The organism is Syntrophomonas wolfei subsp. wolfei str. Goettingen G311, from assembly GCF_000014725.1.
Lineage (GTDB): Bacteria > Bacillota > Syntrophomonadia > Syntrophomonadales > Syntrophomonadaceae > Syntrophomonas > Syntrophomonas wolfei.
This window is the reverse complement of record NC_008346.1, coordinates 2,900,994-2,923,805: the sequence shown is the minus strand read 5'-3', so window position 1 is coordinate 2,923,805 and position 22,812 is coordinate 2,900,994. Positions and strand designations below refer to the sequence as shown.

The 22,812-nt window shown below is 45.5% G+C and carries 20 protein-coding genes, 1 tRNA gene and 1 pseudogene; 14 read left to right on the top strand and 8 right to left on the bottom strand.

Translation table 11 applies throughout. The features are described from left to right. Positions 1-36: 36 nt before the first annotated feature. Positions 37-648: a spore protease YyaC gene (gene yyaC / locus SWOL_RS13250; protein WP_011641930.1), complete on the bottom strand. Its 612-nt coding sequence runs from the start codon at positions 646-648 to the stop codon at positions 37-39. A 143-nt stretch (positions 649-791) separates the two neighbouring features. Here yyaC and SWOL_RS13245 point away from each other — a divergent pair, with 143 nt between their 5' ends. From SWOL_RS13245 to SWOL_RS14535, 13 genes are all read left to right on the top strand, one after another. Continuing rightward, the gene (locus tag SWOL_RS13245) at positions 792-1,832 is read left to right on the top strand and encodes a YkvI family membrane protein (RefSeq protein ID WP_011641929.1); all 1,041 of its coding nucleotides are present in this window, start codon (positions 792-794) and stop codon (positions 1,830-1,832) included. A 365-nt stretch (positions 1,833-2,197) separates the two neighbouring features. Then, positions 2,198-3,610, top strand: coding sequence for an L-seryl-tRNA(Sec) selenium transferase (gene selA / locus SWOL_RS13240; RefSeq protein ID WP_011641928.1), 1,413 nt, complete (start codon positions 2,198-2,200; stop codon positions 3,608-3,610). Beyond that, on the top strand, positions 3,611-5,506 hold the full coding sequence (gene selB, locus SWOL_RS13235) for a selenocysteine-specific translation elongation factor (protein WP_011641927.1): 1,896 nt from the start codon (positions 3,611-3,613) through the stop codon (positions 5,504-5,506). A gap of 53 nt (positions 5,507-5,559) precedes the next feature. After that, entirely contained in the window at positions 5,560-6,561 is a 1,002-nt protein-coding gene (locus SWOL_RS13230; protein ID WP_011641926.1) for an acyl-CoA dehydratase activase-related protein, read from the top strand. After that, positions 6,558-7,658: an acyl-CoA dehydratase activase-related protein gene (locus SWOL_RS13225; protein WP_011641925.1), complete on the top strand. Its 1,101-nt coding sequence runs from the start codon at positions 6,558-6,560 to the stop codon at positions 7,656-7,658. The genes SWOL_RS13230 and SWOL_RS13225 overlap by 4 nt, the downstream gene beginning before the upstream one ends. Then, positions 7,655-8,617, top strand: a complete 963-nt coding sequence (locus SWOL_RS13220; protein WP_011641924.1) for an acyl-CoA dehydratase activase — start codon at positions 7,655-7,657, stop codon at positions 8,615-8,617. The genes SWOL_RS13225 and SWOL_RS13220 overlap by 4 nt, the downstream gene beginning before the upstream one ends. 72 nt (positions 8,618-8,689) lie before the next feature. After that, entirely contained in the window at positions 8,690-9,868 is a 1,179-nt protein-coding gene (locus SWOL_RS13215; RefSeq protein ID WP_011641923.1) for an ABC transporter substrate-binding protein, read from the top strand. A gap of 228 nt (positions 9,869-10,096) precedes the next feature. Then, positions 10,097-10,978 (top strand): branched-chain amino acid ABC transporter permease, encoded by an 882-nt coding sequence (locus SWOL_RS13210; RefSeq protein WP_011641922.1) that lies wholly within the window; start codon positions 10,097-10,099, stop codon positions 10,976-10,978. Positions 10,979-10,986: 8 nt separating this feature from the next. Next, positions 10,987-11,955 (top strand): branched-chain amino acid ABC transporter permease, encoded by a 969-nt coding sequence (locus SWOL_RS13205; protein WP_011641921.1) that lies wholly within the window; start codon positions 10,987-10,989, stop codon positions 11,953-11,955. Further along, entirely contained in the window at positions 11,933-12,700 is a 768-nt protein-coding gene (locus SWOL_RS13200; protein ID WP_011641920.1) for an ABC transporter ATP-binding protein, read from the top strand. Before SWOL_RS13205 ends, SWOL_RS13200 begins: the two co-directional genes overlap by 23 nt. A gap of 3 nt (positions 12,701-12,703) precedes the next feature. Then, the gene (locus SWOL_RS13195; protein WP_011641919.1) at positions 12,704-13,408 is read left to right on the top strand and encodes an ABC transporter ATP-binding protein; all 705 of its coding nucleotides are present in this window, start codon (positions 12,704-12,706) and stop codon (positions 13,406-13,408) included. Between the two features lie 115 nt (positions 13,409-13,523). Beyond that, entirely contained in the window at positions 13,524-14,186 is a 663-nt protein-coding gene (locus SWOL_RS13190; protein ID WP_011641918.1) for a CBS and ACT domain-containing protein, read from the top strand. A gap of 133 nt (positions 14,187-14,319) precedes the next feature. Next, positions 14,320-14,418: transfer RNA gene (locus tag SWOL_RS14535), tRNA-Sec, on the top strand. Positions 14,419-14,577: 159 nt separating this feature from the next. On the opposite strand, the pseudogene SWOL_RS14530 reads toward SWOL_RS14535, so the two are convergent. The 7 genes and pseudogenes from SWOL_RS14530 to SWOL_RS13160 form a co-directional block, all read right to left on the bottom strand. Then, a pseudogene (locus SWOL_RS14530) lies at positions 14,578-14,823 on the bottom strand (transposase); the annotation flags it as partial. 255 nt (positions 14,824-15,078) lie between these two features. Continuing rightward, positions 15,079-15,483 carry a hypothetical protein gene (locus SWOL_RS14625; protein ID WP_207635304.1) on the bottom strand — a complete coding sequence of 135 codons (405 nt, stop codon included), beginning with the start codon at positions 15,481-15,483 and terminating at the stop codon, positions 15,079-15,081. 239 nt (positions 15,484-15,722) lie between these two features. Further along, on the bottom strand, positions 15,723-16,787 hold the full coding sequence (locus tag SWOL_RS13175) for a Fic family protein (RefSeq protein WP_242649341.1): 1,065 nt from the start codon (positions 16,785-16,787) through the stop codon (positions 15,723-15,725). A gap of 309 nt (positions 16,788-17,096) precedes the next feature. Continuing rightward, entirely contained in the window at positions 17,097-17,237 is a 141-nt protein-coding gene (locus SWOL_RS14520; RefSeq protein WP_155814247.1) for a hypothetical protein, read from the bottom strand. A gap of 108 nt (positions 17,238-17,345) precedes the next feature. Continuing rightward, positions 17,346-18,533 (bottom strand): HD domain-containing phosphohydrolase, encoded by a 1,188-nt coding sequence (locus SWOL_RS13170; RefSeq protein WP_011641915.1) that lies wholly within the window; start codon positions 18,531-18,533, stop codon positions 17,346-17,348. A gap of 19 nt (positions 18,534-18,552) precedes the next feature. Further along, positions 18,553-20,970, bottom strand: a complete 2,418-nt coding sequence (locus SWOL_RS13845; protein ID WP_081424873.1) for a PAS domain S-box protein — start codon at positions 20,968-20,970, stop codon at positions 18,553-18,555. A gap of 182 nt (positions 20,971-21,152) precedes the next feature. After that, the gene (locus SWOL_RS13160; protein WP_011641913.1) at positions 21,153-21,734 is read right to left on the bottom strand and encodes a TVP38/TMEM64 family protein; all 582 of its coding nucleotides are present in this window, start codon (positions 21,732-21,734) and stop codon (positions 21,153-21,155) included. A 431-nt stretch (positions 21,735-22,165) separates the two neighbouring features. On the opposite strand from SWOL_RS13160, the gene SWOL_RS13155 reads away from it, so the two are divergent. Then, positions 22,166-22,792 carry a CvpA family protein gene (locus tag SWOL_RS13155; protein WP_207635303.1) on the top strand — a complete coding sequence of 209 codons (627 nt, stop codon included), beginning with the start codon at positions 22,166-22,168 and terminating at the stop codon, positions 22,790-22,792. Positions 22,793-22,812: the final 20 nt, after the last annotated feature.

Below are 22,812 nucleotides of genomic sequence, written 5' to 3'. Positions count from 1 at the left end.
CTTCCGATGCTTAAATATATAGAGTTAATCTCCAGCTTATTGATTCAAGGTACTGGCCTGGCAAGCCGCCAGGCTATGGCGCTTAAAGCCGGAATGGGCCAGGCATAAGCCTTTGGCAATTATATCGGCCATCTTATAGACGGTGTAAAGCCGGGTATTCTGTAAAACCATATGTTCCAGGAAACCGCCAATATTTACTACCCCGGAAATATGGAAATCACCCACCTCAGGTAATACCTTTCGCAAAGCCGTACCGGGCTTGAGACTTCCTTTTTTTACATTTATATAACCAATTCTATCGGCATTGCCCAAACAAGCATCAATAGCAACCAGCAATGGATTATGGTGCTCAGCGTTAATAATATTAAGAAAATGATCCAGATTGGTAGCATGTACGGGTTTTTCCAGAGTGCCGTAAATATGAGCTGAGCGAAGGAGGGATTGCAAGCGGGTGCCTACCAGCGGCCCCAGGCAATCTCCGGTTGCCCGGTCGGTACCAATACAAAGATAAACTATTTCTCGGCTATAGTCCTGGTTTAAATCCTGCAAAAGGAAGCTAATGCTACGCTCCATTTTACTAAAACACAGAGGGTCATCACAATGAAAAGAATCTTTACAATTTTGCCGGCTCAGCTTGGGTAACTCCACTGCTTCTCCTCCTAGACTTTTATCTTTATTCTTGACGGCTGGAAAAATATTTATGCGTAAATAAAAAAGATAAGAATAAGCATGGAATAAAAAGGTATCAGATGAGGAGGAGGCTATAAATAAAAACCAGATTAGTGCTAGTTATGGGTTATCTGGGGGCGGTAATTGGGGCGGGCTTTGCCTCGGGGCAAGAGATTATCCAGTTTTTTGTTGTCTATGGCAGTGATGGTTTAAAAGGTACGCTTCTGGCCACCTTCGCTTTTGCGCTATGTGGGGGAATGTTGCTTTATTTAGCCCATCGCCATCAGGTATCCAATTATCAAGATTTGCTGGCTGGTCTTATGGGTAATAAAGGCGGAAAGCTAATTGACTGGCTACTGGCAGCATTTTTGTTTCTGGGTATCAGCACCATGTTATCTGCCAGTGGGGCGGTATTTGAAGAACACCTTTATTTACCGAAAAGCCTGGGGATTTTGCTAACATATTTAATGGTTATATTCTTTTTGTTCTCCGGTAAAAAAGGTTTAATATTCTCTTTTAATATGCTGGTTCCCGTAAAAATCCTTTTCTTGTTGCTCGTCACCGGCTATGTAGTCTTTTTTATGGAAAGCCAGGCACTGGGAAGCTATAGTGTTTACCTCTGCCCGGTTAATAGCAGGTTTTGGATAATATCCAGCATACTCTATGTGGCTTACAATTTTTCTTTAGCGATGGTGGTATTAAGTGAATACCAAAGCCTCAGCAACTGCCGGGAAGGCATAGCTGGGGCTGCATGGGGTGGGCTTATGCTGGGGATACTGGTGGTACTGAGCTACCTGTCTTTATGCAAATTTTTACCGGCGATTATGCACTATGAAGTGCCCATGCTCTATCTTATGGGAAGAATATCGCCTGGGGTTAAACAGTTCTATACTCTGATACTATGGATTGGGATACTAACTACCGCCATAGCCAATGCTTATGGTTTTACTCAACGCATAGCTGACTTCTCCGGTTTAGGTTTCGGAAGTTGTCTGCTATTGTGTATGACCCTATCTTTGCCCCTGGCCATGCAGAGCTTTTCGTCCCTGGTAGGAAAGATTTACCCGGTTTTTGGTTTACTGGGGATAATAATAATTTCCGTATTGCTTTACCAGGGTATAAAAGACATGGCACTGCTCTTGTATTATAATATTAAGAACTAACCCCTTGGAGGAGTGAGGGGTAAGGGGTGAGGAGTTATTGGTTGTCGGTTGTCTGAAGGCGGAAGACGGAGGATGGAAGGGTCTTTAGAACGGTGATTAGAAGGGGTATTCTCGATTTTATCTTATTATACAAGCGCATATTAAGCTACTTTTCATTGGCGGTTGTGGCCCTCACCCTAAGGGTGTCACTATTAGGGTTGCGACCATGTTGGGTTATTACGGGTAAAAACGATTGTTCAACAACCGTTTAACATCGTTAAGATACCGCAGACATTCCCCGGAAAAACTGACCGACGATGGTTTAACAACGGTTTAATCATCGTTCAACAACCGTTAGAACTACTGTATAAACCAGGGAGGTTAAGATGAATAATTTGAAAAATATACCCTCCATTGACGAAATGCTTAAGAATGAGCGAATCAAACAGCTAATAGAAGTCTACCAGCGCGATTTTATGGTGGATGTAGTGCGCAGTGCTACTGAGGAACTGCGCCGGGAACTCTTTCTTAAAGAAGAGAAAATAAAGAAAGAGAAGCTGATGCAAGCGATATTGGTGAAGGTAGAGCATATGGTTTCCCGCCTGGCCGGGGGGAGCCTGAAAGAAGTGATAAATGGAACCGGGGTAGTGCTTCACACCAATCTGGGACGAGCTCCGCTGGGTAAAGGGGCCATAGACTATATGGTGCGAATGGCCAGGAGCTATAACAACCTGGAATTTAACCTGGAAAAGGGGGAGCGGGGAGAACGTTATGGACATGTGGAAGAAGTATTGACCCGCCTGACTGGTGCCGAAGCGGCCCTGGTGGTTAACAATAATGCAGCCGCAGTTCTACTGGGCTTAAACACCCTGGCCCGGGAGCGGGAAGTGATTGTTTCCCGGGGACAATTGGTGGAGATAGGGGGAGCTTTCCGTATTCCGGAAGTAATGAAACTAAGCGGGGCCAGGCTGGTAGAAGTGGGAACAACCAATAAAACCTATATTAGCGATTTTGCCGCTGCCATCAATGAGGAAACCGCCTTGCTTTTTGCGGCTCACACTTCCAACTACAAAATACTGGGTTTCACCCAGGAGGTCCCTTTGGAGGAACTGGTGAAGCTGGGTCAGGAGAAAGAGCTGCCGGTGATGCAGGATTTAGGCAGTGGCATCTTTTATGATAAAGATGACTGGGGACTGCGGGAGGAACCGGCGGTGAAGCGTTGTGTTGCGGCTGGGGTGGACATCGTTACCTTCAGCGGGGACAAACTACTGGGAGGGCCCCAGGCAGGGATTATTGTAGGGAAAAAGGCTCTGGTAGAAGCCATGAAGAAAAACCAGCTCACCCGGGCGTTAAGGGTGGATAAACTCACTATCGCTGCTCTGGAAGGAACCTTGCTGGAATATCTGCTAGGTTCTCCGAAAAAAAACATTCCGGTAATAGAAATGCTGGCTTTAAGCCGGGAGGAGCTAAGGGAAAAGGCCGAAAGACTGTTGGAATTGCTGGAAATGAGGACTGAAGGCTTATCGGGAATCAGACAGCTTAAGCTGGTGGAACTGGAGGATATGGTGGGCGGGGGAGCCTATCCCACCTATAAAATTCCCGGCTTCGGGGTGGAAATCGAATTCAGCCAACCTGGCCTGGAGAAGGCGGCCAAAATACTGCGATTGGGAAGCCCGGCTCTGCTTACCCGGCGCCAGGAGGATAAAATGCTTTTGAGTGTGCGCACCCTTCTACCCGGTGATGAGATAAAGGTAGCGGACTTGATTGCCGGAGTTGTCCAGGAAAAAGGGGATATATAGATGAAGCGGCTTATTATTGGAACGGCAGGACATATAGATCACGGCAAAACCACTCTGGTAAGAGCCTTGACCGGAGTTAATACCGACCGTTTGAAGGAAGAAAAGCAGCGGGGTATTTCCATTGAATTGGGATTTGCCCCCTTTATGCTGCCTAGTGGCCATAAGGCGGCCATTGTTGATGTGCCGGGACACGAGCGCTTTATCCGGCATATGCTGGCTGGGGCTTTCGGGATTGATATGGTGGTCTTTGTTATCGCTGCCGATGAAGGAATCATGCCCCAGACCCGGGAACATTTAGATATAATTGAATTGCTGGGGGTTAAGCAGGGGGTAGTAGCTATTACTAAAAAAGACCTGGTTGACGAAGAATGGCTGATGCTGATGGAAGAGGAAATAAAGGAATACCTGGCCGGGACTGCCTTGAAAAACAGTCCCATGATAGCAGTATCAGCCGTCAGCGGAGAAGGGATAAAGCAATTGCTGGAGGAAATCGAAAAGATTGCGGCCCAGGTTGAAGAGAAACCGGTGTTGGGGCAGGCCCGTTTGCCCATAGACCGGGTTTTTACTATAGCTGGTTTTGGCACGGTGGTGACCGGTACCCTGTGGTCGGGGCAAATAAAGACCGGTGAAAGCCTGGAACTTATGCCGGTGCAGCGACCGGTCAAAATCAGAAGTCTGCAGGTACACGGAGCCAGGGTTACGGAAGCCCTGGCGGGACAGAGGGTAGCGGTCAACCTGCAGGGTATTGAAGTAGCGGAGATAAAAAGGGGTTACCTCTTGTCCACCCCGGATTATCTCCATCCCAGTTACCGGGTTGATACCAGGTTAAGGCTCTTGTCTTCCAGCAAAAGAACCCTGAAAAACTGGAACCGGATAAGATTCCACCTGGGGACTGAGGAGGCTCTAGGGCGGGTGGTTTTGCTGGATCGGGACGAACTGCAGCCGGGACAAGAAAGCTATGCGCAAATTGTCATGGAAAAACCGGTGGTTTGCCAGAAAGGAGACCCTTTTGTAATCAGGTATTATTCACCGGTGACTACCATTGGCGGCGGAAACATAATTGACCCAAATGCCCCCAAACAGAAACGCTTCCGGGAAGAGGTTCTGGAGCAACTGGTAATGAAAGAAGAAGGCAGCCTCTATGACCTGATTCTACAGGAGATGGAAGCGGCTGAGGCCACATTTACCAGCTCTGATTTGGCACGGAAAACCGGCCATGAAGAAGAGCATATTAAAGAAGAGCTGGAACAATTGCTCCTGGACGAAAAAGTAGGGGATTTAAAAAATGGGGAATACATGAGCACCCGGAGCTTAGAAAAGATAAACGATGAGATAGGGAACCGCTTGCAGGAATACCACCGGCAATATCCTCTGCGGGGGGGTTATCCCCGGGAAGAGATGAGAAGCCGGTTTTTCAAAAGCATTAATACCCGAAGCTTTAATGCCATAATAAAATACCTGGAGGATAGGGGAAGCATAAACAGCCGGAACAACCAGCTTCGGCTGGCGGGCTACAGCCCTGAGCCGGGAGTGAAAGAAAAGCGGGCCATTGAAAAAATTCAGGAAATGATGGATAAAGAGTTATTTACCCCTCCTTCTCTGGAGGAATTAGAGCAGCAGCTAGAGCTTAATGGAGAGGATTTTATCGAAATCATTTCCTACCTGCTCAACCAGGGATTATTGATTAAGCTCTCCGGGGATATATATTTTTCTACCCAGGCCCTGGAAGAAGGAAAGAAGATCCTGGAGGAACATTTTGGCCGGGAAAAGGAGCTCAGCCTGGCCACCGCCCGCGACCTGTTTAACACCTCGCGCAGGTATACCTTGCCATTGTTGGAGCATTACGACAAGACCCGTTTCACCCGCCGGATAGGGGATATACGGGTTAAAGCTTAGCTTTTTTCTCCTGGCTTTCGCAGGAAGGAGGGAGAAGGGAGAGGATTTTGCAAGTGTCTAAGATAGGGATCCCAAGAACCCTGGCCTATTTTATCTATTTTCCGCTATGGAAGACCTTTTTTGAGGAACTAGGCCATGAAGTGGTACTTTCGCCAGCTACCAGTAAAGCCATTCTTGATCGAGGCGTCAAAGAGGCGGTAAACGATGCCTGCATCCCCATAAAACTTTATCACGGACATGCTGCTGCTCTGGCGGGGAAGGTTGATTATATTTTCTGCCCCCGCCTGGTCAGTGTGCGTAGCCACGGGGATTTTGGCACCGAAACTTTTTGCCCCAAGTTTCTGGGCTTGCCGGATATGCTTCGCCTGGCTATGGATGATCTGCCGGAAATCATAGATGTCAGGGTTGACCTTAAGCAAGGAAAAGACGGGCTCTGGCAGCTCTCGCAAGAAATCGGAAAGGGCTTGGGCAACAGCAGGGAAGAGATTAAACGGGCCTTCAACAGGGCCCGTGAACAGCAACGTCAATACAACAGGCTGCTTTACCAGGAGATGCTTCCTCTGGAAGCCCTGAAGATTATTGAACAAAAGAATCCGATTCCAAAAAAGGAAAAGAGTAACGAGAATTATGATTTGCAGGTAGCGGTAGTAGGATATCCTTACCTGCTTTATGATGCTTATATTAATGCGGGATTGCTGGCTATACTGGAAAAAGAAAAGGTCAAGGTATATACTCAGGATATAATAAGTGACCGGAAGATGAACCAGCAGGCCAAAACCTTGCCCAAGAGTACATTCTGGTATTTTTCCAACCGGGTGATTTACGGAGCCTTGCATTTTATGCAGCGCCCGGAGATAGAGGGGGTTATTCACCTTACGGCTTTTGCCTGTGGGCCTGATTCCATGGTGGACAGGCTGTTGGAGATAGAAAGCCGGCGGAGAGGCAACCGGCCTTACTTATCCATCGCCGTTGATGAGCATACGGGAGAAGCGGGAGTCCGAACCAGGATTGAAGCTTTTGTAGATATGTTGCGTTACCGGAGGGAGAGGAAATGAAAATCAGTTTCCCCCATATGGGTTATTCCTATATTGCGTTCAAATGGCTGGTGAACCATCTGGGTCATGAGTGCATCGTTCCCCCCGAGCCCAGCAAGAAAACACTGGATCTGGGGGTGCGTTATTCCCCGGAATTTGCCTGCATACCCTTTAAGATATTGATGGGAACCTACCTGGAGGTGGCGGAAAAAGGAGCGGAAATTATACTGACCTCTGGGGGTATGGGGCCTTGCCGGGCCGGTTATTACTGGGTGATGCACCAGTATATCCTGGATGAAATCGGTAAAAAGGTGAAGGTGATTGCCTTTGAACCACCGCTCTGTGACTTGAGAGACTTCTGGCGAAAGCTGCACCGCTTGCGGGTGAGCGGGGGCTTATCAGTGAAAGCCTTTATTCAGGTCTTGAAGGTGGCCTGGGAAAAAATTAAAGCCATTGATGATATGGAGATGCAATCGCATAGTATAAGGCCTTATGAAGAGAAAAGAGGGGATACCACCCGGGCTCTATGGAAAGCTCTGGAATTTGTGGATGAAGCCAATGGAGAAGATGAGGTAAATGAGGCCCGGCAAGAAGGGCTGAAAGTCCTGCAAGGAGTACGGCGGGATGAGAACCGCGATCCCTTAAAGATAGGAATTATCGGGGAAATATATGTGGTTTTAGAACCTTCTGCCAATCATTATTTGCAGATTATGCTGGGAGAGATGGGGGTTTATACGGACCGTTCCATTTACCTCAGTTCCTACACCCGCAAGAATACCATAGTAAACCTGGAGGGAGACATTTTCCAGGTGGCCCGTCCCTATTTAAACGAAGCTCCTATTGGTGGGCACGGGGTTAACAGTATAGGGGAAACCATATTGTACGCGCGGCATGGTTTTGATGGGGTAGTGCAACTGGCCCCCTTTGCCTGTATTCCGGAAATAGTAGCCAAAAGCATTATACCTGCGGTGAGCCGGGATTTTAACATACCGGTATTAACGCTATTTATTGACGAACAAACAGGAAAGGCTGGAGTGCAGACCCGGTTGGAGGCTTTTGTGGACCTGCTGGAAAAACGGCGGGAACACAAACGCCAAAGGGAGAGATGGGCAATATGAAGAAGGCATATCTTGGTGTTGATGTGGGCTCGGTAAGCACTAACCTGGTAGTCTTGGACGAGAGTAATGAGGTGGTGGCGGCGGAATACCTGCGTACCAGTGGCCAACCCATTGTCACCGTGCAGCAGGGGCTTTATTCCATAGGCCAGAAGCTAAAGGGCCAGGTGGAGATAATCGGGGCTGGAACTACGGGTAGCGCCCGTTACCTCAGCAGCATGATAATAGGTGCCGACATTGTGAAGAATGAAATCACGGCCCATGCTATTGCGGCTTCTGCGGTGGTGCCGGGGGTCAATACCATTATTGAAATCGGCGGGCAGGATTCTAAAATAATTATACTGCGTGAGGGAGTGGTAACCGACTTCGCTATGAATACCGTATGTGCAGCTGGAACCGGCTCATTTCTGGACCAGCAAGCCAGCCGCTTGACCATAGCGATCGAAGACTTTGGCAACCTGGCTCTGCAAGCAAAAAATCCAGTTCGGATAGCAGGACGTTGTGCTGTTTTTGCCGAATCAGATATGATACATAAGCAACAGCTAGGATATAATAACGAGGATATCATTGCTGGGCTATGCGAAGCCCTGGTCAGGAACTACATGAATAATGTAGGTAAAGGCAAGGAGATCCGGCCACCGGTTTTATTTCAGGGGGGAGTTGCCGCCAACCAGGGTCTGGTAGAAGCCTTTAAGAAATACCTGGAAATGGATATTATCGTACCGCCGTGGTATGATGTTATGGGAGCCATCGGGGCAGCCCTACTGGCCCGGAGGGCCGTGGAGAAGAAGCAAAAGAGCAGTTTCAAAGGTTTTAATATCCGGGAGATTACTTTTAAGACCCGTAGTTTTGAATGCCAGGGTTGTTCAAATGCTTGCGAAGTGGTACAGTTTTTTGAGAATGATGATTTGATAGCCCGCTGGGGTGATCGCTGCGGCAAATGGGAACTGCAGGCAGTTTAGAATTTTATATGCTGTTTTCATGACCGGAGGACAGCAGGTCATGATTACATAAGAAAAAAGGGAGGTAGGAGAATGAGAGTGAGCAAGAGGCTAGTGTTTTTGGTGCTGATGTTGTTCACGCTGGGAGTTCTGGCCGGCTGTGGCAGCAAGCCGGAAGGTGGCGATAAAGCCGGAGGAGATAAAGCGGCAGTCGAAACCATACCAGTAGGAATCAATGTAGAACTTTCCGGTGACCTGGCCAGTTATGGCTCCAATTCCAGAAATGGTATGGTTCTGGCCATCGAAGAAATCAACCAGGCCGGCGGAGTGCTGGGGAAAGAATTGAAGTACATTGAAAGAGATTGCCAATCCAAACCGGACGAAGCTATGAATAATAGCGCGGCCCTGGCGGGAGAAAAGATTATAGCCCAACTGGGTCCCCTGACCAGTGGAGCTGTAGCAGGTAGTACCCCGGTTATGATGCAGAATAAGATACCGCTTATTGCTCCGGCAGCGACTGCGGAAAATGTTACTGTAGAAGAAAAGACCGGCAAGACCTTGGATTATATTTTCCGGGTCTGTTACTTGGATGCTGACCAGGCCAGGCGTATGGCGGAGTTTGCCTTAAACGACCTTAAGGTAAAGAATGCTGTCATCTTTGGCAGTACCTCGGATGATTATGCCAAAGGACTGGCCAAGTATTTTGAGGAAGCCTTTGTGGCTGGCGGTGGTAAAATCGTGGCCAAAGAAGGTTATGTCAATGGGGACAAGGATTTCAAAGCCACTCTTACCAAACTGAGAAGCAAGAATCCGGAGTTTATCTATGTACCCGGCTACTACACCGAAGTGGCATTACTTATCAAACAGGCCCGTGATTTGGACATCAAGGTTCCCATCGGTGGCGGCGATGGCTGGGATTCACCAGATATGGTCAAGGTAGCAGGAGCTGAAGCCTTGAACAACACTTATTTTGCCAACCATTATTCCGTAGAAGACCCCTCACCGGTAATCTCTTCTTTTGTTAAAGCTTATGAGGCCAAATACAAAAAGCTTCCCGATTCATTTGCGGCTCTGGGTTATGATTCCGCCAAAATACTGGCTCAGGCTATAAAAGATGCCGGCGAAGCGGACTCTGCCAAGGTAGCGCAGGCTCTGGCTAAAATCAAGGACTTCCCGGGAATAACCGGTACCATGAGTATTAACGAAAAACACAACCCGGTTAAAGAAATAGTGGTAATCGAATATAAAGACGGCAAATTAGTATCGCGGTAATACTACGAGCCTATGGTTAAAGGGAGGGGCAACCCTCTCTTTGGCCTATTATAATTAATATAGTGAGCGGTATATTTGTACAAGCCAATGAATATTTAGGAAGCGGTGAGAGGAGAGTTGAGCTGTCCCAATACCATCTCTCACCAAGAAATTTCCATATTTAATGAATGGTTTCTCGTAGATGAATTAGAGATAATAAAGCTATAGTTCTAGTTGGGAGTGGCAGTATTGCTGGAATTTTTGCAACAATTGATAAACGGCCTGTCTTTAGGGGCGATATATGCCCTGATTGCCCTGGGCTACACCATGGTTTACGGAATAATAATGCTGATAAACTTTGCCCACGGAGACATAATGATGGTGGGAGCCTATGTAGGGTTTTTTTCTATAGCAGTTCTGGGGAGTAATATTTTTGCAGCACTGATATTTGCTATGCTCAGCTGTGCTGTTCTGGGAGTGCTGATAGAAAAGATTGCCTATAAACCATTACGGAATTCCTCTCGTATTGCGGCCCTTATCACTGCAATCGGGGTATCCCTATTTTTGGAGTATTTTACCCTCTTTCTTTTAACCCCCCAACAAAGGGTTTTCCCCGAAGCCGCATTTCCCCTGCACAAGTATCAAATTGGGGGATTGTTGGTATCCAATAAGGATATTTTCATTTTTGTCCTGGCCGTTATTCTTATGATTGCCCTGCAGTATATTATTAAAAGAACCAGAACCGGCAAGGCTATGCGCGCGGTTTCGCTGGATCGTGAGGCAGCCATCTTGATGGGCATCAGTGTGGATAGAACCATTTCCATAACCTTTGCTATTGGTTCTTCCCTGGCTGCTGCTGCCGGTGTGATGATAGGAATCTACTATAACACTATTAACCCGCTGATGGGTATTATTCCCGGATTGAAAGCATTCGTAGCGGCTGTTTTGGGGGGAATCGGCATAATCCCCGGAGCCATGGTCGGGGGATTCCTCATGGGGATTCTGGAAACTATGGTCAGCGGTTATGGCAGTACCCTCTACCGTGATGCAGTAGCCTTTGGTGTTTTAATATTGATTCTCCTGGTTAAACCCACCGGTTTGTTTGGTAAGGATACCGGGGAAAAAGTGTAGGTGAGAAGATGGAGAAAAAGCGATTTGTTCCACGAAGCTTTCTGATTGAAGTACTGGTTTTAGCAGGCATTTTTACCCTGGTTCAGTACCTGATAATATCGGGCTTGTTAAATGAATACTACCAGATAAATTTATCTTCTATGTGTATTAATATAATTTTGGCGGTAAGCCTTAATTTGATTAACGGTTTTACCGGGCAATTATCTCTGGGTCATGCCGGGTTTATGGCTGTGGGTGCCTATGCTGCGGTAGTAGTTACTACTATTTACAGCCAGCCCTTTATACTGGGTCTGCTAGCTGCCTGCCTGGCCGCAGGACTGGCCGGGCTTATTATAGGGGTACCCACCCTTAGGCTAAAGGGGGATTACCTGGCTATTGCCACCCTGGGTTTTGGGGAAATCATCCGGGTAATACTGCAAAACATCGATTTCATAGGCGGTCCCGCCGGAATTCTGGGAATACCCCGTTACAGCACCTGGCCCTGGTTGTTTGCCCTTACCGTCTTCACCATAGTAATTATAGTAAACCTTATTAATTCCAGTTATGGCCGGGCTATAATATCTGTGCGTGAAGACGAAGTGGCTTCCGAATTAATGGGTATTAACACCACCAATTACAAAGTACTGGCTTTCGTTATTGGTGCCTTGTTTGCCGGGCTGGCCGGAGCACTCTACGCCCATTATTTCTATATTATTAAACCGTCAACTTTCAACTTCTTAAAGTCTTTTGACATCCTGGTCATGGTGGTTCTGGGCGGACTGGGCAGCACAACCGGGGCTGTTATAGCCGCTATTTTCGTTACCATGCTTACGGCTGCTTTGCAGACTTTCCCGGCTATTCGCATGGTTCTTTACGCAGTTACTCTGGTTGTGGTTATGGTTTACCGACCTCAGGGCTTGATGGGCAATAAGGAATGGGGCCGACGGACTTGGGGCAGGATTTGGGGTGAGAAAAATGAGCCTCTTGCAGATAAATAATTTATACAAATCCTTTGGCGGGCTCAGCGCAGTGCTGGATTTCAACTTCCACCTGGAAGACGGTGAACTGCTGGGTCTGATTGGACCCAATGGAGCCGGTAAAACCACGGTCTTTAATCTGATTACCGGGGTATATAAGCCGGATGAGGGTAATATTATTTTTTCGGGACGAGATATCACCGGTTTAGCTCCCTATACTATTTGCCAGCAGGGAATCGCCCGCACCTTCCAAAACATCCGGCTGTTTAAAGACATCAGCGTTTTGGACAATGTACGCATTGCTTTGCATAAAGATGCACCCTATGGCTTGCTGAAAACTCTGCTTAGAACCCCGGGCTTTTTCCAGGGGGAAATAGAGATAAATAAACAGGCCCACGAATATTTGCAGATATTCAACCTGGAGGATAAAGCCGGCGAAATAGCTTCCAGCTTGCCCTATGGGGAACAGAGAAGATTAGAAATTGCTCGGGCTCTGGCCACCAAACCAACTCTATTGATACTGGATGAGCCGGCTGCAGGAATGAATCCCAATGAAACCCGGGAATTAATGGACTTGATACGCTGGATCAGGAAAGACTTTGGTCTTAGCATACTGTTGATTGAACACGATATGTCTTTGGTCATGGGCGTTTGCGAGCGCATCTATGTTTTGGACTATGGGCAGGTTATTGCTGAAGGCCTGCCGGAAGAAATAAGGCGAAATAAACGGGTAATCGAAGCTTACCTGGGAGAGGAAGTCGGATAGCCGGTGCTGGAGGTAAAAGGAATCGATGTATATTATGGCGCCATACACGCCCTCAAAGGACTGTCCCTGGAAGTGGAAGAGGGCAGTATAGTAACCCTGATTGGAGCCAATGGAGCCGGGAAGACTAATACGCTAAAAAGCATTTCCGGCCTGTTGCGGCCCAGGAATGGTGCAATTATGTTTAAAGGAAGCGATATCAGCAAAGTGGCTCCGGAAAAAATTGTAGGACTGGGCATATCTCAGGTACCGGAGGGTCGAAGGGTTTTTGCCACCATGACCGTTCTGGAGAACCTGGAAATGGGGGCCTACTTGCGTAAAGATAAGAAAGGAATAGAAAGCGACCTGGAAAATGTTTTTACCCGCTTTCCCCGGCTCAAGGAAAGAAGAAAACAAACCGCCGGAACCTTGAGTGGAGGCGAACAGCAGATGCTGGCTATTGGTCGCGCCTTGATGGCCCGGCCCGAGTTGATGCTGATGGATGAACCTTCCATGGGCCTGGCACCCTTATTGGTAAAGGAGATTTTTGAAATAATAAAGGACATCAACGCCCGGGGAACCACCATACTGCTGGTGGAGCAGAATGCCCATATGGCCCTGTCAATTGCTAACCGGGCCTATGTCATTGAAACCGGAGAAATAGTACTGGAGGGAACGGCCGAACAGTTGATAAACAGTGAGGAAGTAAAGAAGGCTTACCTGGGGGGATAGGAAGACGGAGGACGGAAAACGGAAGGCGGAATGGTCTTCTGGCGCTGGAGTCATGCTTAAGATGACGATCGAATAATCTTTGTATAACAGCCATATTATATGAGGAGGTAAGACTATGAAAGTAAAAGACCGTATGTCCGAGGATGTTATAACGGTAGAAATGAATACCAGTCTCACTGAAGCTTTTCGTCTCATGAAAGAAAATAACATCCGGCGCTTACCGGTGATGGACAAAGGCCGCTTGACCGGGATTATAACCCTGACCGATCTTAACCAGGCCGCGCCTTCCTCTGCTACCTCTTTAAGCATCCATGAACTGAATTACCTCCTGGCCAAGACTAAAATAAAAGATATAGTGCCAAAAAAACAAAAAGTCCTTACCATTGGGCCAGAAAACTACATCGAAACTGCAGCTAAAATAATGCGGGAAAACAAAGTTAGCGGCTTACCGGTGCTGGAGCAGGAGAAACTGGTCGGCATAGTAACGGAAACCGACATTTTTGATGCTTTGATTGATATTTTGGGGGTAAATAGAGCTCACAGCCGGATAGACTGCTTTGTCAAGGATCGCCCCGGCAGCCTGGCGGAAGTAACCGGACTGATTGCGGAAAAGGGCATAAATATTTTAAATGCGGTGGTCTATTTTGATAATAAAAGCCAGCGCTACAAAATGATCCTTCGCATTGAAGACTTGAAATATGAACTTTTGCTGGAAGAGCTTCAAAAACGGGGATATGAAATTGAGTCAGTAATAGTAAAAGAAAGCGGTGAAGAATAGATAGAGCTTTTGCCATGGCTGATTTGACAAAAGACTTTTCAGGATATATACTCATCTACGCAGCACCATAAAGTTGCTCTTTATCATGAAGCAGTTTCCCATAACTGCAACAGTTTACGGATATTTTAATCAAGGAAGCGGATCGGTCCTGGTGGGCCGCCTGGACTTCAAATCCAGTCTGCGCGGCGGTGGTCCCGTCGTGGGTGAGTTCGATTCTCACACGCTTCCGCCAGTAAATAATAATATAGGCCTTTGTATTAAAAAACCATGACTTCAAGTTATGGCTTTTATAAGCAACATTGCCTTAAAAATACTGGATTCAATGGGTTAAACCCTATTTCGCTTAGAAAATAATGCGAAAGGGGTTTTTTATTTTGGGTAAAAAAGTAGTTCTTGGTTTGAATTCACCATTACGGTCACGGGGTATGGCGATTTCGCTTTCGCCGTAATCGCTGATAATGGTCTTGTGATTGTACCCATTGCGCGAGTTACCGCTGTTGTTGCCTCTACCGAATGCTTTTCATAGCCTAAATGTTCATCCATCTCGGCTTCTAGCATCTGCTCAATTGTACTGGCAAACAGTCGTTTTAGCTTTGACTGTATATCACCTATCACCCGTACTTTGGCATTCTTGCATCAGCAGACTTACCAGCTCCATTTCTTTATCCGTGAGTATGTTCTTTGATTTTTTCATCTGAATAACCTCTATTTATTTTTTATATGGAGATTATTACCATTTACGCGGGTGCTTATTTAGCTTGAGGAACAAATCCCTGGCTCGGGCACTTATTACACCTTTACAGGTAAATCCCATAATCCAGATATTCCGCCATGTAGTTAATATCCTTAATACCGGTCAAATCTGAGGCTACGAGAATAATTAATCTATTCCTTAAGTTAAAATATATAGGGAATCTCTTTCTAAAGAAGGATATAAGTTTAAAAAGTCTTCTTTTGATATTATATGTTGTTTCATTAGAGGTCTCAGCTTTTCATAATTGTTGCCTATTTCGTAAATGATCTCGCCGCCTTCCCAATGTAACATAACTTCCGATTCCTGGTTTCCTGGAAATTTAGATAAAAAAGACCTGAATCTTTGATTTAAAGCATTGTCTTTTGAATTTACCATATCACAGGAACATCCCCGTAATGTTAACAGATAGTAATATTTATCGTTCTCTTTTTGATGTTGATGTTTAGCATAAGTAACTAATACCAGAGTATCTTCTATAAACCTGTAATTTTCCAGCAGAAAATTGCTTCGAATTCCTATAAAATAACACATAATAACCTCCATTCCGCCGCTATTGCTGGCGGCACAAATAGTAATTAAAACGGGGCACAAACCACCCCGGATGCGATACAAGTAGTTAAAGAATCAAAACCGGGCTTTTAAGGGCACGAACTTGCTCTATGGAGACATCAGCTGTACCAACTGCGGGTGATTTAAGCACCCTTATTAAATATTCTCTTTTGAAGAGTTTTACCCGTGAGATATGGATATCAAATAATACTGACCACTAAAATATCTAGTAACTAATAATTTTTCTTCCATTTCGCTCCCCGTCCTATTCCTAACACTTCGATCTTATTTGCATCTCTAAGTTTGGCTAACACCCGATTAATAGTCGAAGGGCTAATATCTGGGCATCTGCGTCTGATATCATTAATAGAAAAATTGCTTACAAAATGATCTATGGTTTCTTCCACCCGCATAGCTTTATTGCCCCTCGCGCGGCTAACTTTACCTACCCGATCCATAAGTTCTTTATATGCAGCCAGGATAATCCCCAGCAGGTATTCGCTCCATATCAACAGATCATGTTTTCCTTCATGCCAATTTTGTGAAGATTGATAAAGAGTATCATAATAAGCGTCCTTGCTCTCTTCAATAATTTGTTCCAAACTGATGAATCTTCCCACCTCGTAACCTTCTTTATATAGAAGCAACAAAGTTAGCAACCTTGCCATACGGCCATTCCCATCACAAAAGGGATGTATGCAAAGAAAATCCAGTATGGTGGCTGATATTAACATAAGAGAATCGATCTCACCACTATTGCTGTATTGATTATAAAACTTACATAATTCTTCTATTGCCCCCGGAGTGGCAAAACTGGATACTGGATTGAATCTAACAAACTTTGACCCATCAGGGTATACCTCTTCAATTGCATTATCGCTGTTCTTCCACGAGCCCCCTTCAAGCGAAATAAATCTGTAGAGATCCCTATGAAATTGAAGAAGTATCGAAGGCTTTACCGGAATTGCGTCATAAGAACTATGAATGGTTGCCAATACATCCCGGTAACCCGCTATTTCTCCTTCTGAACGATTGGCCGGCTGTACCTTATTCTGCATAATATCAATTAACCGTGTATCTTTAATGGTTATGCCTTCTAAGCTATTTGAGGCTCTGGTACTCTGGATGATGGCAACATTTTTAAGAGTATTTAAAACCTCGGGAGCCTGCTGGTTATAAAGGACTTGCTTCCCCTTATACTCATTTATTTTTGATATTAAACTAACGATGCGCATGGGAACATTCGTGGCCAGTAGCTTATCTTCGCGAAAGGACATCATAATTATAATCAACCCCAATAAACATATTCATTTACAAACAATTTGACTATGTTTCTATAAAGAATAGTATCATAATTATAGCCACAAATAAAGAATCATAGTCATTGGTGCTAAAATGACTATGATTGAACAAGATATACTTTGGGTTAATATCCCATTGGGCTGCAGCCTAGTGAAATGCCCCAGACTTTCGGAGATTTTATTAATAGATATACAGGAATCACTGGTAGAGGCAGACAAGGGAAACCTTCAACGGGATTTGGTCCTCGCGGGTATTAAAGGAAAAGCATAAAACGGGGGCCAATATGGCCCCCGTTATTATTGGGACTATCTTTGGGCTCCTCGGCGTTGTTTGAAAAGGGTATCTTTCTTGGCATACTCCGCATGGGGGTCTTTAGCAGGGATGCCGTCCAGCACGCTTGGGTCTGGCATTCTCTTCCTGGCAACACTTTTTGCTTTTTTAACCAAACTCTTCACCTCCCAAAAAAGTCCTGCACTATATTTTGCCCGGGTGAAGTCTTTTATCATCGACCACTTTTTGTCAGGTGAAGAAATGGATAATTAAATATCAGTTCGTTAATTTTCGCCAAAGGGATTTCCTGCTGCTTTATCGCCAAGGGGTTCTAGCACGCGGACCGTATCACGGATACGGGATTTCTCAGCAAAATTTAAAAGGCGTTTCTGCAAAACGGGGGAAATCTCCTGGCCTTGAGGAAGAAGAACCAAACCATTATCATCCTGCAAATCATTCAGCAATACCATACCTACTTTAATATCCTTGATTTTTATCAGGCGGCCATCAGCAGCTTCTTTTGACCAGTCCTTGAGGTTCTGGACTTCAATAATCAAAGCGGAGAGAACCTCGGGGTCATAATAATCCGCATTTTTTTGCAGGTAATCCAGGGCATAGGTGGCCGACCAGCTTTTTTTTATCAGCGTATTAAAGTCCAAAACTACTTTGAGAATACGCCCGAGCAGAGGTATCTCCTTTTCGGCAAGTCCAGAACAGGGCTCCTGGCTATGGTAGTTTTTCATCTGATAGGCAATAGCTTCGGCCACATTCTCCAGGCGAGGGATGTTAGATAATAGATCTTTGGCTGTAGCTGGATGTGACTGGTACATTTTTTCTTCATCGGGACATAAATACTCTCCGGAATTTCGTTTTTGCAGAATATACTCGGGAATGGTAATGAGACCGATGGGGGATAGCATCAAGGCCAAATCCAGTTCCCAGGGTTTTTCCACATTAAGACGCAGAGCTATTCTTTTGGCCAGATTACGCAGGCGGGAGAGCTGATTGAATTCCTGGGGCTTAGATATGGATAGTATATCAATAAGCAGCTTTATGCTTCCTTTCAAGGTTTGTTCCAGCAGTTCGCGCTCGGAGCATATAAGCCGGTATTGTTCCAGGGCGGCAGCTATGGCATAAACGAAATCCTTAATCGGGCAGGGCTTGGTCAGAAAGCGAAAAATATTACCCTGGTTAACGGCGTTTATGGCCATATCTATATCGGCATAGCCGGTTAACATGATTCTAACCGTATCGGGTGCTATTTCTTTTACTCTTTCTAAAAAGGCAATGCCATCTACACCCGGCATCTTGTAATCTGATATAACTACGGCTATGGGACCATGCTTTTGCAAAATTTCCCAGCCTTTTTCCGCATTGTTGGCGGTAAGAAGCTCCAAGCGCAAGCCTAATTGCCTTCTATAAGATGCCAGGATCTTTTCATCATCATCAACCAGCAATATCTTTTTATTCATCAGCTTAACCCCCTAAACCTCATATCGAACCCTCAATGGGCAATCTAATATAGAAAGTGGTACCCCGGCCAACTTCGGATTCCAGCTCAATCGACCCATTATGCTTATTTACGATGATATCATGGGAAATGGCCAGGCCCTGACCGGTGCCCTTACCAACCTCTTTGGTAGTAAAAAAGGGATCAAATACTTTATTTATTATTGTATCGGGAATACCCATACCGTTATCGGAAATTCGTATCTCAACATAAGATTCATTTATCAGGCTACTAACAACAATTTTTCCCTTGGGGTAAAGGCCCTTTTCAATGGCGTCCTGTATGCTGTGCGAGGCGTTAACAATTATATTCAATAGCACCTGGTTAATTTGATTAACCACCATTTTAACAGCAGGAAGATCGTTACCCAGATTCAACTCCAGATCTGCTAAGTGTTTCCATTCATTTTTAGCAATGGAGACCGTTCCCATTATGGCATTGTTGATGTTGGCTATTTGTTTTTCGCCGAATCCGGGGTGAGCAAAATTCCTTAGAGCGGTCACAATATCAGAAACGCCTGTTACCCCTTCGAGGGATTGTTGAATAGCCTGGGGAATCTCATTTCGAAAGAAATCAAGTTCCCTTTGGGATTTTTCTAAGAGTTTTACTAAATCTAGAATAGATGACGATATATCTTGGGAACTGGCAAGTGCTTTGACTTGCTCTAATATGGAGAAAATATTGGCAAAGGCCTCATTTAGAAAGGATAGGTTATCCCCGATATACTGCATGGGGTTGTTTATCTCATGGGCAATGCCTGCGGCCAGCTGGCCGATAGATTCTAATTTTTGAGATAGAGCCAACTGGGATTCGGCTTTGCGCAATTCGGTTACATCCCGAAAAACGAAAACCATACCATGGTTATTTCCGTTATTCCCCGGAATATGGGTGACCGTAGTAGACAAAAGGCTGATTTGTCCCAGGTTGTTTATGATGCGTATATCCACTGGGTGCTGTTTTTGGTTGTAGGCCAGGAGGAGGCTGCGGTTGAGATTAGTATAATCTTCAACCAGAGGCACCACATCTAACATGTTTTTACCCCGGGCATATTCATTCTTCCACTCAAAAAAACGTTCTGCTTCTGTATTGATAAAGGTGATAACCCCGTTATTATCTGTAGTAATTATCCCATGACCGATACGGCTAAGAATTAACGCCAGCCGCTCTTTTTCCGCTGCCAGAGCTTTTTCCGCTTGTCGGCGTTTGGTTATATCGCGAGCGGTACCCTGTATGGCTATGCTTTGGTCACTATATCTGATTAAACGGCTGCTTACTTCGACAGGGATTATATTCCGGTTTTTCCCGATTAGTTCAATCTCGTAACGCGTTGCTCCCCCTTGATTAATCTTTTGCTTCATCATCTCTTTGGTCAAATCCAGGTACTCAGGAGCCACCAAGCGCTCCATGCTGATACTCAGAAGTTCCTCCCTGGTAAAACCAGTAGTAGCTTGCGCCGCCTTGTTAAAGTCCAGGTATGGCCCGCTAATGTCTTGAATAAAGACAATATCATTGGCGTTTTCAAAAAGCTCGCGGTACCTTTCCTCACTGGCTTTCAGAGCATCCTCGGCGAGTTTGCGTTCCGTTACCACTCGTCCTACACAGATGGCTCCAGCAACTTCGCTGTTATTATTAAATTGTGGATTTACTACGAGTTCAACCCAATGATAATCTCCTTCGCTATCTTTAATGCGAATTTCAAGCGATTTGGATACTTTGTTTTTTATTACTTCCTTAAGAGTTGTAGTCAGAAGCATGATATCATTGGGATGCAGCAGGTTATAGATGGGCTTTCCCATTAGTTCTTCGGGATTATGTTTTAGAAAAAGAGTAGGGGAGGGACTATTATATTTAATTAAGCCTCTTTTATCGATTTCAATAATAATATCCAATAAATGTTCGGCAATATAACGGAGCCGTTGCTCATTGTTGCCAATGGCCTTTTCAATTCTTTTTTGTGCAGTAATATCCCTAATGGATTCAATTGCTCCCACCAGCTCACCGTTTTGGTCGTATAAGGGTGCAGCCCTGGCCCAGAGGTATAGTTCTTCCTGACCTTCGATATGAATAATATTCTCACATACCATAGCGTCACTTTCCCGGCCAAGAGACAAGTATTCCCTGGGTATATTCTGCTCAGGTTTTAATACATAATCGATAAGCAGGGGACGCCTTGTCCTATAAAAAGGAAGGCTATACTCATAATTGCTTTTACCAAGCATTTGTGCAGTTGTAATCCCCGTCATTTTTTCCAGGGCGCGGTTCCAGGCTATGATTTTTTTGTTGATATCAATAACCAATACCGCATCGGGAAGAGAATCAAATATTGAAGCCAGCAATTTTTCGGATAATATAAAAGAAGGTTTTTTAATATCTTCTGGAAATTTGCTGAAAACCAACACCCCCCTGGTCGAATATCAGGCACTGGCTACAAATAGTTCATGGTTAAAAAGAGATGTTTCTCTAATATGGCAGAAAATTGCCTAACTTAAATCTAATCGAAATTGTTCGATTTGTCAATACAATACAGGACCTATGTCCGGTATTAATGCAAGGGCAATTATTACAGGGTGGGAGGAAGGGGTTAGGGGGAAAGCAGACGTTTTTTCCCCAGGTAGCGACCAGCGACCAGGAGGAGGAGAATCAGGCCTAGCACCAAGAGGGTCAGGCGAATATCCTTGACCTGGAACAGGCAAAGCCCCAGACCGGTATAAAGCAAGGCGGTGGGAAGCTTGCCGATGGCAGAGGAAAAGAAGAAGGTCCAAAAAGGGACCCCGGCCAGGGCGGCGGCGGCATTTATTATCGGGGTAGGAACCACCGGCAACACCCGGGCAATTACGATACTCCAGAAGGCCAAACGGGTATCTATTTCCCGTATATCATAAGAAAAGCGAGACTGTATGGTATTAATTACCCATTCTGAGCCGGCCAGTCGGCAAATCCAGTAGGCCAGGCAGGCACCAGCCAGAGCACCGGACCAGGCCAGGAAAAAGCCCAGTTTAAAACCAAACAAAAGGCCTCCTGCCGCGGCCAGAATCACGTAAGGAAAAACCGGGAATATGGCCTGAACAATGAACAGAGCAGAAGCTACTATGGGAGCCAGCAGGCCATATGATTTTAGAAAAGCGCTGATGGCGGTAATACTATCCAGAGATTGAAAATCCATTAAGTTTATCATCCTCTTCTATATTAATCAGGAGAAGGTTTGACCCTAATAATTTTAAAAATACCGAAAACCAGGGTTCAGGTCAAGAAAAACGGGTAAGATACAAGTTAAATCTTATAGCTTCTTTAGGCATCGGAAGAAACTGCGGTGCAGTTTCAACACAGCTTTGCAGCGAGGCGGGGATTAGAACCCTCCGCCTGTTTTGTTAATAGAAAACCGACTGCGTAAAGAAGCAGGGGACATATTTCACCTCGTTATACTTGTGCTGAAAACAAGGAGGATCAATTAAAGAAAATCGGCCAGATTTAACGATATTTTTATGGAATCAGTCTTATGATGCTGTTGATTAAAATAGTATGGTAAAATAAGTATCGGAGCTGCATGGATATTTAAAAATTTTAAGACGGTATTCTATTATGCATTTAAACCTGTTGGATTATTTATTTATAGGCATTATATTATTGAGCGCCTGGGCTGGTTATCGCCAGGGGCTGGTGGATGCGATAGGGGGATTACTGGGTACATTGGGCGGCTTAATACTAGCCGTTCTATATCGAGAAGAACTGGCCTTTTACCTGGATAAACACTATGGCTTTACGCAGGCCCTGGGTGATTTATTGGCAGAGAGAATGCCCACCCCGGTCTACTCCCCCGAATGGGGGGCGATCGGGAAGGGGTTGGGACTACCTGAGATACTGGTTGATCCAACTGCCTTCCTGGCTCAACTCTTGCTCTTACTGCTGTGTTTTTTGCTAATACTTTTTACCAGCAGTTTTATAATAAAACTGGTTTTTGCTGCCTTAAACCGCCTGCTCTCTTGCGGAGGTTTGGACTGGCTCAACCGCCTTTTGGGCTTGCTGCTGGTAACGGCGAAAAATCTTATAATTATGATTTTCTTGATCGGCCTGCTTTATCCGGCCATCAACCTGGCGGCCCGGATGGGATCGGCCTGGGCTGTCAGTATAAACAATAGTCTTGGCATGTCATGGCTGGCTCCCTGGTTCCTGGAGCTCTTTACCTGCGGCAAGACTTTATTGGGAATTGCAGCGCTGTGTTGAAACTGCTTCACAGTTTCTTC